Below are 17,052 nucleotides of genomic sequence, written 5' to 3'. Positions count from 1 at the left end.
ATCACAGATGTGATCATGGGGCCGCTGCTTTTTGATCTACTTCGCCAACAGTGTCCCCCGTCACAATGGTCAGATGCAGGTCGATCTCACCCAGGCGCGCCGCATCGCCCAGGCGAACGCCGGCCGCCGCCTCATCAGCGAAGACGAGATCACCACAACAGGCATCGCCGCCCTGACCGGCTGGCACTCCACCACCATCACGCGCCGGGCCGCCGACCCCACCAGCGGCTTCCCGCCCCGCCTGCGCCCCGGTGTGTTCCGCCTGGACGACGTGGTGGCCTACCTGCGCCGCCAAGAGACCCCCGATGATGACACCCTGCTCCGGCTCCCGGAGTTCGCCGCCCTACAGGAGGTGGCCGCCCCCGCGGTCAACCAGTACGCCGGTCACCCGTACCTGGTCCAGCGCAACGACCCCGCCAACGCCGACAGCAAGGGACGCCCCCGCTGGCGCTACAGCGACCTGATCACCTTCTGGTACGAGATCAGACCTAGTAGAGGCCGCCAGCCCGCCGGCCGTCCCGATACGCTCCTGCCGAAGGTACGCACCCTGCTGGACGCGGCGCTGGCCGCAGGCCGCACCCTGGACGAGGCGACCGTCATCGAGGAGCTGGGCGTGAAGGCGCCGCGGGCCCGGCGCCTGCTGGCCGCAGCCGCCCGACCACGTCCCCTCGACGACGACCAGCGAGCAGCGTTGCGTCCCCGCGTCGAGCAGATCCTGCGCGAGGCCGCCGCCCACGGGGCCCGGGTGACCGGGCCCGCCCTCGCCGAGCAGCTGACTATCCGCGTGCAGGATGCCCGCGCGCTGCTCGCCGAGGCTCGCGAGAGGCTCCGCACGCAAACCCCGTCACCAGCTCCGGCTCCGCGCCCGATGAACCCCAACCTGGCCACGACGGTGCAGCTGCTCCGCCAGGCCCGCGCCGATGGAACGACCTTGACCGGCTCCCAGGTCGCCGCGCGCGTTGGCGTGAAGAAGCGGCAGGGATGCCGCCTGCTGGCCCAGGCCATCGTGTACCTGGCGGCCGAGCAGTAGAAGCAGCGCGGCGCCACGAGACCGCGAACACCCCCCAATAAAACATGCGCAAATGAATTAAAGTGGACCTTGCGTGATCGGGATGGCACCCGGGTCACCGTCTCCCCCCTCTCCGATCCAAAGGTCCCCCATGTCATCGACTCTCCTTGGCCGCGCCGCGCCCGCCCGTGAAACCAGCGCACCCGCCCCGCTGTCGCTGCACCGCCGGATCTGGTACGGCATCGTCCCCGCCACCGAGGTGGACAGCGTCCTGCGCACCGGGCTGTGGCCCACCTCGCAGTACGACTACCCCGACCTGACCAGTCGCGCGCCCGGCCACGTCTACCTCGTCACCGCCGATGTCGTGGTGTGGGGCGAAGCGTGGACCGGCACCCCGATTCCCCAGCAGGATCACGCGATCATCGCGGTCAACCTGACCGGCATCAACCCCGCCCTGCTGTGCCCGGACGGTTTCGACGCTCCCGACCACCACACCACGACCACCGCCACCCCAGCGTCCTCGGCGGCCGCCACGACGGTGGCCCCCCACCGCGACGGCATCGCGATTCGGGGCCACATCACTCCGGAGCGCCTGGTCGCGATACCCGCCGACCACCAGCACCGACTGGTCGAGTGGGAAACCCTCATGCGCCCGTTCCTGGACGGCGCCGGATGGGCCCTGCCGCCCGTCCGTGCGGCCCATGCCGCACCGGCGCCACCGCCGCTGATCGCCACCACCCGCCCGGCCCCGCCGCCCACCGCTGCCGGCCCGGTCCCGCCGCAATCATCGGTGCGGCCCCGCCTGTACGTCGGCGCGCCGGAACCCTCCTGGCTGGGGCGCTTCGCCTTCCCCATGCTCGTCTCCCGAGCCCGCCTAGCCCGCCTGGTCCGCAAGTTCCCCACCGCCCTCGCCCCGTGGATGCTCGACTCCAGCGGCTACAACCACATCCGCAAGCACGGCCGATGGGTGATCACCCCCGAGCAGTACGCCGAGGAAGTCCAGTTCTGGATGGAGGCGATCGGCCGCATGGTCGCCGCCGCCCCGCTCGATTGGATGTGCGAAGAAGACGCCCTTCGCCAGACGGGCAAGTCCATCCCCGAGCACCAGGAATTGACCACCGCCAACCTCCTGCGACTGCGGGAACTGGCTCCCGCCGTGCCCTGGATGCCCGTCCTGCAAGGGTGGCGGCGCAGCGACTACGTGCGGCACGTCGAGATGTACGCCGCCGCCGGCATCGACCTGACACGCGAACCCCGCGTGGGCGTCGGCTCCATCTGCCGCCGCCAGAACTCCGTCAGCATCGCTCTGCTGATAGACGAGTTGGCCGCGCGCGGTCTGCGCCTGCACGGCTTCGGTGTGAAGATCGGCGGTCTGGAGATGTGCGGTGAAAAGCTGGTGTCGGTCGACTCAGCCGCCTGGTCCGACCACGCCCGTCACCAGCACGACAAACTGCCCGACTGCACACACGCCGATTGCCGTAACTGCCCGGCGTACGCCGCAGCATGGCGAGATGGTCTCATCGATCGCAAGCTGGTCCGGTAAACCCCAGCGCGACAAACGTCGCGGCCGAATCGCATCAACCCGCGATCGGCCGCGATGCACACCTATCAAAAACCCATCCGCTTCTTCTCGAAAGACGGACAGCACAACTAGGGGGTTCAGCATCACCGAATGCTGAACGAGCCCCAGGCGAACGAAATAATGCGAATTTCGATAAAGTGAAGGCGTGCTTTCCGAGAGGCACCTCGGAAGGCATCCCGACATCCGATCCGGAAGAAAAGGAAACCATAAATTCCCATGCCAGATCTCACCCCGGACCAGGTGCGCGCGGAAGCACGGGCTTTCGCCATGATGCGCGCCAGCGATGATACGACCGAGACCCGCCGCATTCTGGAAGACGCAACCGTGCTCCGGCGCAGATATGCGCCCGCTCTGGGTATGACTCCTCAGGACCTCGCGGGCGAGCTGGTCGGCTGGCTCGCCTGCCACGTCGGAAGTGTGATCCCGAACCGGGAGACGTACGTCGAGGCCGCCGCCCGCGATGATCTGTGCCGTGTCCTCGGCGTTCCCGTCCCTTCCGAGATCGGGCAGGCCCGTGATGCAGCGCTTGCGTGTCTGGTCGAGCTGACCGGCGTGCCCAAGGAGGAGCTCGGGCCGAGCCTTTGGCACCTCAGGCGTGCCCGATACATCGCGCTGCGCGAAGAGTTCCTGGAAACCGCCGACGAGGCGACGCTCCGCGCGGTGATCGATGGGAGGGGCGGCCGATGATGTCCAGCGGCGCCACTCAGGTCCATCAGCGGGGCTGTTCCTGCCGCTGGTGTGAGAAGCAGACAACCGTTCCCCTGGAGAGGGCCACAGCCGAAGACATGGCTCGCTTGCTGGTCGGCGAAATCGAAAACTACAGCGAGGAACCACTGGCTGTGATTATCCAGCACCGCGTCGAGGATGAGAGGAGCTTGCTGAGACTCGACCCCATCCTGATCGTCGTCACAGCCGACGATCTGACATGGAAGCTCAATAGCGAGACCTTGCAGGAAATCGGACCCAGCCGATGGCGCTTAAGGAGTTAACGAACACCGATCAGCCGCGCTGTCAGAGTTTCATCCCAGAATAACTCGGAGGCGGCATCGCATAAATGGCGGCCAGGGTGCAAACCGAGCACCCTGGCCGCTGGCGTATCCACTTGTCACTTGGGGCAGGAAACCGAAACGGCGACAGTGGTAAAGATCGAGCTGAACGGCGCTTTTTCGGCCGCGATCCATGAGGCGAACGCCGATAAAGGTTCGTGATAAATTAATAGCACCTCGAAAGGGATGGCACCCCGAACGAGGGAAGAGGCAAATCTTCAATCCGAAGGAAAATCATGCAAAATCCTGTTACTCGCGAAGAGGATCGGGAGCGACTCTCCGTCGCCCCCGATCCCGGTTCCCTGTTGCTGGATCTGCTTCGCCGTCGCAAGGATTTGGGACTGAAATCGAAGCACGTCGCCGAACGCATGGGCATCACCCAGCAAGGCGTCTACGAGTTGGAACGCAAAATCCGCAACGGCGAGAACGTCCTGTTCTCAACCGCCGTCAACTACGCCCACGCGGTCGGTGCGCTGCTCACCATGGAAGAGGACCCTGATTTCACTCCTCCCCCCGCACCGCCGCCGCCCCCCTGCAAGAACAACGAGGCCTGCGGCAACCTCGCCCCCAAAGGCAAGCGCAGGCATGGCCTGTGTAGCGCCTGCTACAACCGCTGGCACGACGCCGGGCGGCCCGAGCGGGTGCCGCCCCGATCCGGCCTCACCCCTACCCAGGCGATGGCCGAGGGGCGCCGCGCACTGGCCGCCAACAGGCGCGCCGAAGCGCACCGACGCTTCACTGTCCTCCACCAGGACATGGAGACGATCGCTAAGGATCTTGAGGTGACAGTGAACACGGTCAAGCGTTATCTGGCCGATCTGTCCGCACCGGACGACACCGCTCCTGCCACCACCTGATCAATAACGGTGGCATGCCCAGGGGTGACGCCGCGACGAAACCCCTGGGCACGCGGTAGGCACGTAAAGCAGCACCTCAGCTGAAGACCGGGCGCCCCTTCCTGCTGTGTGGTGCATGGCCTCCTGACCGCGGACGGCTCACGCCGACGAGGCCACACACCACGCAGCCCCGCCGCGGGCCCCTGGCAGCCCCGTAGAACGCTGTTTTGGACGCTCTTGTGGAGAGCAGCCGCTTTGCCTGGATTTCGCTCCCCGTCTGATCTCGCCCAAGTGCGGGCCTGCCGTACGGCCCGCACCTTTCCCCTTGCAACAAGGAAAGGATCACCATGCCCACCCTCGCCTTCGACGGTAGCCTCACCGCCGAGCCGCGTCGTCTGGACATCACGGCCCTCGATCTCCAGGGCTTCCTAGACGCCTCCTACGCCTATCTGGTGGCCGCGTTCGGCCCGCCGTCCATCGACGCCGTACCCGGCGGCACCGGAGCGGTCTGGCACATCATCACCCCCGCCGGGCCGGTGGAGCTGTTCGACTACGACAACCCCCGCTCTCCGCAGGAAGACCCAGCGCGACGCGCCGGCTGGCATCTGGCCGCCGACGACCTCAGCGCCCTGCCCTGGATCTACCAGCACGTCCTGGGCAGCACCGAGGCCTTCCCACGCCTGACTCTGACCGACGACGTGGTGGCCATCACCGAGGCATACATCCTCTACCTGTCGCACCAGGCCCACGGCTGGGGAACTAAAAGGCGTCTGGGGAGGCCGAGGCGCTATCAGGACAATGGCTTGTTTCTTTTTCTGTACGGCGGTCGCGAGCTGCTGCTCGACGTTCTGCTCAACGACGAGTGGGCGACAGCCGATGAGGCACAACGGGATGAGGCACAACGGCAGGTGTGGCGTGCCCAGCCGGAGTCACCCCCGACGGGCCGACCCGGTAATCCACAGTACCTGGGCTCCCTACGGGCCTGGCACCGCTGGGCGGCACTGACCGACTGGCGTCGCCCTGGCGCTCAGCCGATCGAGCTCGCCGCCGGCCTGGCGGCGCTCACTGAGCATCTCGCCGAGCGCCGCCGCCTGCCCGGTAACCGCGCCGACTACGAGACTTACCGGCGCACCGTCGCGGCACTGGCCGCACGAGCGGCCCAACCGGACCGCGTCGGCTGATCTCCCACTGCACCGTCAGCCATAACGATCCCGCACCGCCCCAGGCGGGGCGGGATCGCTGCATATCGACCATCCGAAACAAAGCATGCATGAACGGATTAAATGGACTTACCGGACGGGGATGGCACCCCCGCCTCCGGCCACCACTCCATCCGATCCAAAGGACCCGTCTCCATGCATGCCCTTTTCCGGCGCGACCCCGACGCGGCCGCCGCGCCGCGCACGCCCGCCCGACCGCCCCTGACGACGCAGCCCTCCAGCGCCGACATTCGCCGCTCGGCAGGGGAGCGGCACTGATGCTCACCTCTCCCTACAGCCCCTGGGCGGCCGACTGGCAGCCCGCCCGGCCCAACGGCCTGACCTTCATCGACATCTTCTGTGGCGCCGGAGGCTCCGCCATCGGCCTGACCGCCGCCGGCTATTCCCTGCGCCTGGCGGCGAATCACTGGAAGCGGGCCATCGCCACCCACGCGGCCAATTTCGTCTCCGCCGATCACCTGTGCGCCGACGTCAACAACTACGACATGCGGCGCCTGCCCCGCGCGCACGTGCTGTGGGCCTCTCCGATCTGCTGGGAGGCATCCCCGGCGGGCGGCAACCGAAAGCCGAAGCCCTCCGGCGGCATCACAGGGCAAGGCGGTCTGTTCACCGAGGACGATGACGAGCCCGCCACCGACGACCGCTGGGCACGCACCCGCGCCACCGCCTACGACGTCCTGCGCGCCACCGAGGTCTGGCGCTTCGAGGCGATCCTGATCGAGAACGTGGTGGAGTTCGCCACCTTGTGGCCTCTGTTCTGGTGGTGGCTGGAGGCATTCACCACCCTCGGCTACCACTACAAGATCGTATGCGTCAACAGCGCGCACATCGGCGGCGACGATATCCCGTACGCGCCGCAGTGGCGCAACCGCATGTACATCGTCCTGCTGCCCAAGGGCGTACCCCTGCCGGACCTAGAGCCACGCCCCTTGGCGTTCTGCTTCGACTGCGGCGAGAACGTCCGAGCCCGCCAGATGTGGAAGAACACCGCTCAGGCCAAGCGGCGCATCGGCAAGTTCCGCGAACAGTACGTCTACACCTGCCCCAACACCCGCCGCTCGCACGCCAACCCGATCGTGGAGCCCTACGTACTGCCCGCTGCCGCCGCACTCGACCTCAACGACCCCGGCAAGCGCATCGGCGAGCGCCGCAAGCCTCTGGCCGCCTCCACCATGAAGAAGATCCACGCCGGACTGGAAATGGTCAGCGCCGGACCGACCGCCATCCAGGTCAACCACGGCGGCCACGACGGACGCCACTACCCCGTCTGGCACAACCCGCTGACCACCCGCACCAAGAAGGGCGGCGACGGAGTCGCCACCCCGCCCATGCTCGTTCAGGTCGGCGGCAACAAGTCCGACCCCCACTCCGCCGAACTGCCGCTGCGCACCCGCATGACCCGCGACACCGATGCCCTGGTCACCCCGCCCGGCGTCGAGCTCGCCGACGCGCTGCCGCCCTACCTGGTCGAGGCACGCGGCGGAGGATCTACCGCCCGCCCCGGTGACCACCCGCTGGCCACCGTCACCGCGAAGGGCAATCACCTGTTCCTCACCACCCCCGACGACCACATCACCTGGGATGGTGGCCACGGTCTGGTGATCCCCTACCGGCGCGGCGATGCCAAGACCACCGCCACCCCCTTGCACACCGTGGCGTGCAAGAGCTCGGCCGCCCTCGTTCGCCCCCGCGAGCACCGGCCGATCGAGGAATTCCACTTCCGGATGCTCAAGGCGCGCGAGCATCTGCGCGCCCAATGCTTCCCCGACCACTACATCGTCACCGGAGGCCACACCGACCAGACCGCGCAAGCGGGAAACGCCGTCAGCGCCAACGTCGCCCAATGGCTCGGTCAGCTCGTCGCCCAGGCCCTGGGCTGCTGACCCCGAGGCGACTGCCACCGTCCGGAGGCTGATCCCCTCACCGGTTCGGGCCGGAACACCGCTTCCGGCCCGAACCGCGCCCGGTCGGCCCGTGCATCGGACTCCCGCCCAACCGCGCGACGCCAGGAGAACACCACCCAACAAACAATGCGAAAAATGATTTAATTTAAATACCGGATCAGGGATGGCACCGCTGATCCGGCATCACATCCAATCCGACAGAAAGCCCACGCATGACAAGCGACAGCTACTTCATGGCCGTTCGCAACGACCAGCTACGCCCCGGCGACATCGTCCTGGAGCCGCTCGCATGCGGCTACGTGACCGCCCCGCCCACCGCCGCCGACGCGCGCGGCGAGCATGTCTACATCACCCTCGACGGAGGCCAGCCCTACCCGGACGCCGCCGCAGGAAAAGTCCGGATCTACCGGCCCGGCAGCATCGACCTCCTGCCGCCGTGCTCATGCGCGGCCGCCGGACTCGGCCAACTCCACGACGCCGCATGCATCCGCCTGCACGAGCTCATCGAGAAAGCCGCCGAGCTGTGGCCCGACCTCGGCCGCAACTGACCCCGACCGACCCCGAGCCCCGCACCGGCGAGTGCGGGGCTCACCCCTCACATGGAGCACGTCATATGACCTCCCCGAACCAGTTCGCCCTCACCGGCACCGTCGTGTTCGCCAGCGACTACGCCATGGGCCGCTACGTCTTCCTCGCCTCCGGAGCGCACACCATCCCCGAAATCCAAATCCCCTTCCTGGCCGACTACGCCGCACACTGCCAGCACACCGGCCAGAAGGTCACTCCCGCCAGCTACAGCGCCTACGTAAAGGACTTCCCCCAGGAGGCGATCGGCCAAGAGCCCACGGATTGCGACAACGGCTTGCCGCCCCACCTCAAGCAGCCCGGCGAGCACTACCTGTACGTCATCACGCCCACCGACTTCACCGCCGAGGAAGGCCCGGCCGACCTGCTGCACCTGATCGTGCAGGGAACCGATCCGGAATTCGGCTGGCTGGAGATCGGGGCGTACTTCACTCTCGCAGCGCTTTGCCAGGAAGCCGCCCAGCTCCTGCGCTCCCGTGCGGCGATGCGCGCTTGGCGATTGAGAAACCACTTGGGCATGCTCGCCCCCCTGATGTCCCCCATCCTCGCGAGCATGTGTGAGCGCGCCGACCGCCTCGCCGCCCTCACCGCACCCCCGCAGGACTAACCGGTCATCGATCCCCGGCGGGCGGATCCGCACGCGATGAGCGCGCGAATCCGCCCGCCGTTCGACAGCCCACCACCCTCCCCACAAACCATGCAAAAACTGATTAAATGAACTTAGGCGGTTCTGGATGGCACCCGGGCCGCACCTCTCCACTCCGAAAGGAAAACCCCACCATGATCCGGATCAAGCACGACCTGCCCGCAGGCACCCGCGCGGTGGAAGAGCAGCCCTATGAAGGCGTCGGCCTCATGCTCGCCAGTTGCGGATTCGAATGGGACTACCGCACAGGCGAATGGATCCAGCCCGACACGGCCTATATCCCGGCCGACACCAAGGCCATCGATGCCGTAGTGCGCCTGCTCAACAGAGCAGGATTCACGACCACCGTTGAAATCGCCGACTGGATCGCCCCCGCCGAGGAGGCCAGCAGCACCGCCGCCCGCCACGTCGGCCCCACCGACCCCGCCGGGCGCTACCGGCTGACCGATCTGCGACCGGGCGACCTAGTCCACTACAGCGAACAGTGCAGCCCCCAGACCAGGTGGGGCCGCATCGGCCGCATCAACCGGCGCACCGCCGACGTCTACCCCCACAACATTCTGTGGTCGCGAGCGCGCATCATCCCGGCCGCCGTTCTGGAGGCACGCCGCACAACCAGCCCCACCCAGCTCACCAGGCTGGCCATCCACGCCCGAATCCGCTTCAGCGCGAAGGTCCCCGCGTAAAGACGCCCGCCGCCCCCGACCCCACGTCGGGGGCGGCAGCCCGACCCCATCGGCATCTCTTCGACAAGGGAACTTCCATGAACAAGCTGCCCCGCCGCCACCTCCGCCGCCTCGTCGCCCAAGCCGCCATCCTTCAGATGGAAGCCGACCACGACGCGGCCCAACTGGACGCCACCCCCCGCTGGAAGCCGGGCCACCGCCGCCTCCTGCGCCAGCAGGCGCACGACTCAGCCATTAGGGTCAGGACCGCACGGCACATGCTGATGATCACCGTGGCTGCCGACTGCTTCGACCAGGAGCCCATCGAGGGCGACGTCGACCGCATGATCCGCGACTACATCACCTGGGACAAGGCGCAGCAAGCGGACACCTACCTCGCGCTCGGCCTTCACCACTCCTGATCCGCAATTCCTGGCTGAGCCGCACTCACGGGCCAGCCGCCGGCCACCCACCAAGAGCCCCGAGCCGATCACCGGCCCGGGGCTCTTGCGTTGCGCCTGCATCGGCGGGAGGAGCGACAGAAGCCGTGCCCGTCGTTCCAGCTTCCCCCGGTGCGGAACCGACCCGACGAACCGCGCGCCGAGGGCGACGCTCCTCGGCGGGACGACCGGTGATCTCTTGTACGGCCGCTTCCACTCTCTCTCCGACGGCCGTCCGCTCGGCCGCCTCGATGGCCTTCACGCTCAACCCGTATTCCTGGCACGTCTCTGGACCGAGCGTTTCATTGAGCATCGCGTGCGCCTGGATCGCCCCGCCGAAGAGGCGGGACAGTACGGCCAAGGCGACCCGCTCGTTCGCGACCGCCTCCTCCCGCTCCTCCTCGGCGGCCCGTCGGCGCGTGATGGCGCCTTCGGCACCGACGGCAGCCAGCTCCTGCTGCCGGGCTTTCTCCAGCGCCCGTTCCCGCAGCACCTTCCTCAACTGCTTCCCTGACAGCTCTCTTGCTTGATCCGTCATGAGGACATTCCAGACCAAGATCATAAAAAGATCAAGATTGAACATAAAGGTAACAGAAAGATCGCAGAAGATCAGATATCAAGGTCAAAAGACAAAGCAGCACAAAAAGATCAAAAGAATGAAAAGATCAACATAGAAGAAGTATTTACAAAAGAGAAGATAAAGATCAAAATCACAGTGCTAAGGTATCGGTCACTTCGTGACGATACGTTGGGATTTATATACAGAGCGTAGGAGGTGGAGGCCAGGCGTGTCGTGGATCACCGTCATCGGCCCCTCCGACGCCCAAGTGGAGTACCGCCTCGCCGGACTGCACGGCTGCACCGGCGGCAACATCGGTCAACTGGCGGCCGCTCCGCTGATCCGAGCCGTCCAAGACAAGGCCGCCGCGATGGGCGTAACGGTGGCCCAGTTGCTGGAAACCGACCGCCAGCGACACGTGTTCACCGATGCCGCCACCCGGCTGCAGCGCGACGGATCCGATGTCGAGATGAACCTCGGCGCGGTGATCCAGATCGCCGCGGCGGCCGGCATCGACCTGCACCAGCTGTATCCGCCATCGGTACTGGCGGCGTTCGCCGCACTCGATGAGCAGCTCACCTACCGGATGAGCGATACCGAACGCCCGCTGTGGTGGATCGGTGGAGGCTGCAAAGACATAGGAATCGAGGCGGGCTCCGAGCTGACGGGAGAGCAGTTCGACGACGCCCGAGCGCTAATGAAGGGCCTCGATCCGCGGACAGGTGAGCAGCTGGTGGAGCCGAAAATGGCCGTGCATCCCGGCTCCAAACTGCCGGCGGCACCGCTGCTGCAGGCCATCCGCGACCGCGCCGCCGCTCTCGGCCGCAGCAACCCGCTTGACCTGCTGCGCTCACAGCGGCAGAAGACCAGTTTCGAGCGGATGAGCCGCCAGGTGCGCCGCTACGGCTCCACCCACCGCGTGAAGGTGGCGGCGCTGCTGACGCTGGCCGACGCCGCCGGAGTCGACGCCTTAGCCCTGTACGGGCGGACCGAACTGGAAGAAGCGCTGGAGCGCGAGCACGACCGGGTGGCGGTCGGCAACCGGGGCTATGACCTGACCATCAACCTGCCCAAGGCCTTCAGCGTGCTGTACGCCTTCGCCCGCGGGGACCTGGCCGAGGAAGTCGAGCAGGTCTTCATTGACTGCCTGAGCGAGGCGATCGCGGCTGCGGAGGCGTGGACGTGCTACGGCATGCGCGGCCATCACGGTAACGGCGAGCAGGCCGAGCGCGTCGACGGCAGCGGGTTCATCGGCTGGGTGAACCTGCACCGGGCCGCCCGGCCGGTCGGCGGGGCACCGGTGGGGGACCCGCACCTGCACGCCCACGTCACGATCGCCAACATGTGCAAGGGCGCCGACGGCAAGTGGTCGACGATCGCGGCCGGCGGCCGGGACCTGTTTCGGCACATCCTGGCCGTTGATGCGCTGATGCAGGCGCGGATCCGGCAGGTCACCCACGAGAGGTGGGGGATGGTCTGGGAGCGCAACGCCCACACCGGGGTGTGGCAGATCATCGGCGTTCCTGAAAAGACGATCCGGCTGTTTTCCAAGCGCAACACCGAGATCCTGGCACTGTTTCAGCAGTGGGGGATCGACGTCACCACCTGCACCGCAACCCAGCAGCACACCGCGGCCGAGGTGCTCAAGAACGCCAAGACCCGGGAGGCGACCACGACGTCGACCGCAGGGTTGCGCGCCTACTGGCGGACCGAGGCGCGAGCGCAAGGCCAGGATCCGGATGTGGTCATGGCTGATGTGATGGCCCCGCACCGGCTGAGTGGCCGCCGGGCGGTGGCCGGAGCAACCGGTCCGGCCGATCTGGACACGCTGTGCCGGTGGCTGTTTCGCCCGGATGGGGGCCTGACCGGGCACCGCAAAGACTTCACCAGCGCCCAGGCGCTGGCCGCGGTGGCGGATGCGATCCAAGGCGGAGTCGCCTCCCGCGCCGAGGCCGAAGAACTCACCGAGCTGGTGCTCACGCACGGCGGGTATGCGGTTCAACTGGCATCGACCGGCCCTGCCCACCTGACGCATCGCGACCGCTACACCACCGCCGACATCATCGCGGCCGAACGCGCGATCATCGCCGCAGTCCGCCAGCGCCACAACAGCGGATGCGCGGTGCTGTCACCGGCGACATTGCAGATGGCCATCGGCACCTACCAGATCACCCATCAGCTGATACTCAGCGCCGAACAACGGGCCGTGCTGGAGCGCCTGACGCTGGCCGGCAACGGCGTGGATGCGGTCATCGGTGTGGCCGGAGCGGGCAAGACCACCCTGATGGAGGTGGCCCGCATCGCCTGGCAGGCTGAAGGCAAGGTGATCGCCGGCACCTCCACCGCGGCGGTGGCGTGTGCGAACCTGCGCCAAGAGACCGGCATCCCGGCCTACACCATCGCCAAATGGCTCAACCGCATCGAGCACGGGCCGGGCCTGGCCGGTGTGGACGTGCTCATCGTGGATGAGTCCGCGATGGTCGACGACCGGCAACTGGCCGTCCTGCTCGCGCACGCCGCCGAGACCGGCACCAAGGTCATCGGTATCGGAGACCCGGCGCAGCTGCAATCACCCGGCGTGGGCGGCAGCTTCAACGCGGTGCACACCCTGATCGGCGGGCTGACGTTGTCGACGAACTACCGCCAGCAGGACGCCGTCGAGCGCCGCGCGCTGGAAATCTGGCGCTCCGGAGACCGGCGTGAGGCGTTGCGCACCTGGGCCGAGCACGGCCGGGTACACGCCACCACCACCCGCGAGCAGGCACTGGCACACATGCTGGCAATGTGGGACGAGCGCCGCCGCCTGTACCCGCAGGTGCACGAGGCGATCGCCGAGGTGCTGATGCTGGCGGGCAAGAACGCCGACGTGGACGAGCTGAACCTGTCGGCGCGTGCGATCCGCCGCGCCGCCGGCGAGCTGCCCGGCCCCGACACCATCTTCGCCCTGGCCGACGGCGGCACCCTGGCTCTGACCGTCGGCGACATCGTGCTGATCCGTAAGAACCAGTACCGTGAATGGCGCGGCAATGGGCAACAGGCCGATGTGCTCAACGGTTTCCGCGGCATCGTCACCGCCATCGACCGCCACAACGGGGTACAGGTCGAGTGGCGCCATAGCGGCGCCGGGGGGCAGATCCAGCTGATCCGCGAATGGGTCAGCGCCGCCTACATCGCCGCAGGTGGCCTGTCGTACGGCATGGCGATGACCGTCCACAAGACCCAAGGACTCAGCGCGCATTACGCCCTGACCTACGGTGTGGGCCTGCACGCCAACGCCACCTATACCGCGCTGTCGCGCGACATCCGCGAAGCGCACCTGTTTTTGGCGCGCACCGCGCTGGAAGACGAGGACTGCCGGGCTACCTTGGGCCTGCCCCGTAGCTCGGCCGAGGAACTCGACCGGTCGCTGAACGCCTTCGTCGACTCCCTCGAACACGACCGCGACGAAGGGCTCATCATCACCGAACTCGGCGAGACGATCACGCCGATCGATCCGCCCGCGATACCCCTCCCGCCTGCGGGCGGCCGGATCGATCAGCCCGATCCGCTGGCCGAGGTGGTCCGGGCCGCCCTCGGACCGTGGGCGGCGATCGTCACCGTCGATGCGCAGTGGCCCGTCCTGGCGCGTGCCCTGCACCAAGCGGCCGAGAACGGTCACGACCTGGAGCCGTTGATCAGCGCCGCAGCCGCTGAACGTCCACTGACCGGAGTGCGCTGCCTACCGCGTACCCTGGCGTGGCGTATCCGGCGGCACCTCGACGGCGAGAGGCTCCCGATCCGGCCTGCGCAGCCAGGCGCGTTGGCGCTCCCGATACTGGATGCCGCCGCCCGCGCGGCCCTGGCGCATCTGCCGGGCATGGTCATCGGACAACTGCATCCCGAGGCGGCCGAGGCCCTGGACGGCCTCGAGCGCGCTCTGTCACCCCTGCCGAACGCCGCTGAACCGACGGCAGCACCATGGCAAGAACGACTGTTCGGCTCGCTCACCGACGCTGAGCTACGGACGCAGATCGATGAGATCACCGTCGGCCTGTCCTCCCTCCACGAGGCCGCTACTCAGGCCGATGCGCTGGCCGATGCGCTGCGTGACAGTGCCACATCGGGTGATGGGCCGGCCGTCGCCGCAGTGGTGCGCGCGCACGAGGACCTGCGCGCGCACGTGACCGCGATCGACGAGCTCGCCGTCATCGAAGCCGAATTGCATGCCCAGCTCGCCGCGGAGCGGCACTTGCGCGAGCAGCTGAGCCGTGCCATCCGAGCGGGCACGACGAGCGAGGCCGTGCGGCTCAAGGAACAGATCACCGTCAGCGGGCAGCGCATCTCCCAGCTCACCACCCGCCGCACCCTGGTGCGCCGCGCCGCGGGGCCGGCCTCGCAGTTCGACGCGGTCCGGCGCCGCCTGCAGAAACGCGACGAGCAGCAGCCGACACTGCTGGCGCGAGCGCGCGTCACCGACATTCATGACGCCGAGCGCACCGCCGAACAAGCGCAACAGCTACGTCGCCAAGCACAGGAGTTGACGGTACGGCTACAGCATCTGCGCGCCGAGGCAGCCCTCCGCGCGAGCCTTGATACTGAGGCCCAAACCGATGAAATCGTGCGACGCCTGGCCGCGCGCGTTACCGGCGTCTTTGCTGACGGAGACCTGCCCGAGGATCGCGGGGTACCGGTTGCTCCTACGGAGATGAAGCCATCAAGTATCCCGGATGCGGTGACCGGACTAGGGGAGGCTCACGCGCAGCGGTTATAGCAGCCCTTCGTCACCGCCACCACCTTTTCCGCGAGCCGGCAACTCGGCTCTGGTACGTGGCCGGACGCGCAGACCAGAGGCCGCAACCGCTCGGGCTGGGCGCGTTCCAGCCCAGAGTCCAGGCTGCTGAGCGCGTTCGTGATATCGCCCTCAGGCATCGGAGTAGATGAGCCTCCGCATGGACAGCGCGGGCCACAGGCAGGTATGACAGGCTACGAGGCCATCGCAAGGGCCCCTCTTTTCACCGCTTCCGCCGGAGGTCGCGATCCCCCCATCCAGGTACATCACCGACGTGACCCGCCGCCGACTCATCAACGGGCTCGTCCAGATGCAGATCCAATGGAGCGGAACGCTCGACGAGGTGGCATTCCTGGCCAGGATCTACGATCTCGATGCGCTGCCCAGCTATGACTCCCGCTTCGCTACGGCGGCCCAGGACATCGCCCAGCACCGGTTGGGGAACCTGGACTGGGACGATGACTGGATCTTCCAGGACGCACGGTTCGGCTTGGCCGACGGCGATGAGGCGCTGCTGGCATTCCTGGCAGAGATGCTGCACCCAGCAGTGCGGCTCGACCTCTCCGAGGTCGAGCGGTTGCGTGCTTTCCTCAACGACAACCTGATCCACGATGGTTACGAACTCGTTCAAGTCGACGCAGTCAGTGGTGCCCCGATCTTCGCGCCGCGCCGGGTCGGATCTGGTGTGCGCGGAACGATGAAGAATCTGATCTTCGCCGCCATCGGGCCCAAGCCCGAGATCGTTCTCGACGACGCGGTCAACAACGACCTACGCATCGTCAGAAATGAGCAAGGGTGCTTAGTCTACGACCGGCCGTTGACCGCGGGCCTTACCTGGACTGAGCTGACCGATTGGTGGGCCGACCGGGAAGGCCTGAGCGGCTGGTCGCCGCGCGACGTCGCGCGCAGTCTCTATCAGCGGCTGGATGAGTCGCTGGGCGAAAACGGCGCTGAACGGCGGATCCTGCGCACCTACGCCGACCGCTACATCCGGCTCGGCCCGGATATCCCGGCGTTGATCCCTCAGGTCTACCTGCACTATGACCCCTACACGCGCCAGCGGCACCTTACGGGCACCTCACCGCTGGAACGTCAGCGCATGGACTTCCTCCTGCTGCTGCCGCATCAGGTGCGTATCGTCATCGAATGCGACGGCAAGCAGCACTACGCCGGCGATGACAGCCTAGCCAGCCCGCGCCGGTACGCCGCGATGATGGCCGGGGACCGCAACCTGCGGTTGAAGGGGTATGAGGTCTACCGTTTCGGCGGCGCCGAACTCGCCGAATCGCCAGCCACCACACGGATGCTCGAGACCTTCTTCGATCGCCTCGCTGCGCGGTACGCCGAGTGAATCTGTGGCGGTGCGAGCACTGTGACCGGAAGATGCACCTGGATCATGAGAGCTTGAAGACCAACTTGCTGGATTGCGCTGGCTCAGCGGAAGCCTGCGGCCATAGCTAGTAGCGGTGATAGGACTGGATCCGCGGCCCTCGCGCACCGGAGCCCATCGCGCCGATCGCCACCACGAACACCAGCACGAACATGACGAAGACGAAGCCGAAGGCGAGAGCGAGGAGCGTCAGGAGCACTCCCAGAATCTTTAGGGTGGTGCCCATCATCCCCTCCTCATGTCCGTAAAAATCGGTATCCGTCAGTGTGAAGGATGTGATCACCATGCGCAACCGAATCACCGGCCGGCGCAGTTAGGCCGGTCGGCCCGCGTGCCTGCTTCCCTTGAGAACAGAAGCGATCGAGCTGTGGCCGCGTGCTCATATCGAGGAATTGCCGACCT

Annotated in this window: 15 protein-coding genes; 13 read left to right on the top strand and 2 right to left on the bottom strand. The window is 67.1% G+C overall.

Features of this window, described 5'->3' with window-relative positions; all coding sequences use genetic code 11:
* The first annotated feature begins 73 nt into the window (after positions 1 to 73).
* From AB0D67_RS29165 to AB0D67_RS29115, 11 genes are all read left to right on the top strand, one after another.
* Entirely contained in the window at positions 74 to 1,030 is a 957-nt protein-coding gene (locus AB0D67_RS29165; protein WP_362942878.1) for a hypothetical protein, read from the top strand.
* 130 nt (positions 1,031 to 1,160) lie between these two features.
* Entirely contained in the window at positions 1,161 to 2,552 is a 1,392-nt protein-coding gene (locus tag AB0D67_RS29160; protein WP_362942876.1) for a hypothetical protein, read from the top strand.
* Positions 2,553 to 2,807: 255 nt separating this feature from the next.
* Positions 2,808 to 3,278, top strand: a complete 471-nt coding sequence (locus tag AB0D67_RS29155; protein WP_362942874.1) for a hypothetical protein — start codon at positions 2,808 to 2,810, stop codon at positions 3,276 to 3,278.
* A gap of 98 nt (positions 3,279 to 3,376) precedes the next feature.
* Entirely contained in the window at positions 3,377 to 3,580 is a 204-nt protein-coding gene (locus AB0D67_RS29150) for a hypothetical protein (RefSeq protein WP_362942871.1), read from the top strand.
* A 293-nt stretch (positions 3,581 to 3,873) separates the two neighbouring features.
* The gene (locus AB0D67_RS29145; protein ID WP_362942868.1) at positions 3,874 to 4,494 is read left to right on the top strand and encodes a hypothetical protein; all 621 of its coding nucleotides are present in this window, start codon (positions 3,874 to 3,876) and stop codon (positions 4,492 to 4,494) included.
* A gap of 326 nt (positions 4,495 to 4,820) precedes the next feature.
* A complete protein-coding gene (locus AB0D67_RS29140) occupies positions 4,821 to 5,654 on the top strand; it encodes a hypothetical protein (RefSeq protein WP_362942865.1) in 834 nt (277 codons plus the stop codon).
* A 296-nt stretch (positions 5,655 to 5,950) separates the two neighbouring features.
* On the top strand, positions 5,951 to 7,576 hold the full coding sequence (locus AB0D67_RS29135; RefSeq protein WP_362942862.1) for a DNA cytosine methyltransferase: 1,626 nt from the start codon (positions 5,951 to 5,953) through the stop codon (positions 7,574 to 7,576).
* A gap of 233 nt (positions 7,577 to 7,809) precedes the next feature.
* Entirely contained in the window at positions 7,810 to 8,145 is a 336-nt protein-coding gene (locus AB0D67_RS29130) for a hypothetical protein (protein WP_362942859.1), read from the top strand.
* Positions 8,146 to 8,210: 65 nt separating this feature from the next.
* Complete coding sequence (locus tag AB0D67_RS29125; protein WP_362942856.1) at positions 8,211 to 8,789, top strand: hypothetical protein; 579 nt, start codon at positions 8,211 to 8,213, stop codon at positions 8,787 to 8,789.
* Positions 8,790 to 8,962: 173 nt separating this feature from the next.
* A complete protein-coding gene (locus AB0D67_RS29120) occupies positions 8,963 to 9,514 on the top strand; it encodes a hypothetical protein (RefSeq protein ID WP_362942853.1) in 552 nt (183 codons plus the stop codon).
* A gap of 77 nt (positions 9,515 to 9,591) precedes the next feature.
* Positions 9,592 to 9,915 carry a hypothetical protein gene (locus AB0D67_RS29115; protein ID WP_362942850.1) on the top strand — a complete coding sequence of 108 codons (324 nt, stop codon included), beginning with the start codon at positions 9,592 to 9,594 and terminating at the stop codon, positions 9,913 to 9,915.
* 25 nt (positions 9,916 to 9,940) lie between these two features.
* Here AB0D67_RS29115 and AB0D67_RS29110 read toward each other — a convergent pair whose 3' ends face one another.
* Entirely contained in the window at positions 9,941 to 10,516 is a 576-nt protein-coding gene (locus AB0D67_RS29110) for a hypothetical protein (protein WP_362942847.1), read from the bottom strand.
* A gap of 205 nt (positions 10,517 to 10,721) precedes the next feature.
* Here AB0D67_RS29110 and mobF point away from each other — a divergent pair, with 205 nt between their 5' ends.
* Positions 10,722 to 15,242, top strand: coding sequence for a MobF family relaxase (gene mobF, locus AB0D67_RS29105; RefSeq protein ID WP_362942844.1), 4,521 nt, complete (start codon positions 10,722 to 10,724; stop codon positions 15,240 to 15,242).
* Positions 15,243 to 15,534: 292 nt separating this feature from the next.
* On the top strand, positions 15,535 to 16,611 hold the full coding sequence (locus AB0D67_RS29100) for a hypothetical protein (RefSeq protein WP_362942841.1): 1,077 nt from the start codon (positions 15,535 to 15,537) through the stop codon (positions 16,609 to 16,611).
* A gap of 106 nt (positions 16,612 to 16,717) precedes the next feature.
* Here AB0D67_RS29100 and AB0D67_RS29095 read toward each other — a convergent pair whose 3' ends face one another.
* Positions 16,718 to 16,876 carry a hypothetical protein gene (locus tag AB0D67_RS29095; protein WP_362942838.1) on the bottom strand — a complete coding sequence of 53 codons (159 nt, stop codon included), beginning with the start codon at positions 16,874 to 16,876 and terminating at the stop codon, positions 16,718 to 16,720.
* Positions 16,877 to 17,052 lie beyond the last annotated feature (176 nt).

It is taken from the genome of Streptosporangium sp. NPDC048047 (genome assembly GCF_040653115.1).
Lineage (GTDB): Bacteria > Actinomycetota > Actinomycetes > Streptosporangiales > Streptosporangiaceae > Streptosporangium.
Note: the sequence above shows the minus strand (reverse complement) of the source record. Positions and strands in the feature narration are given on the sequence as shown.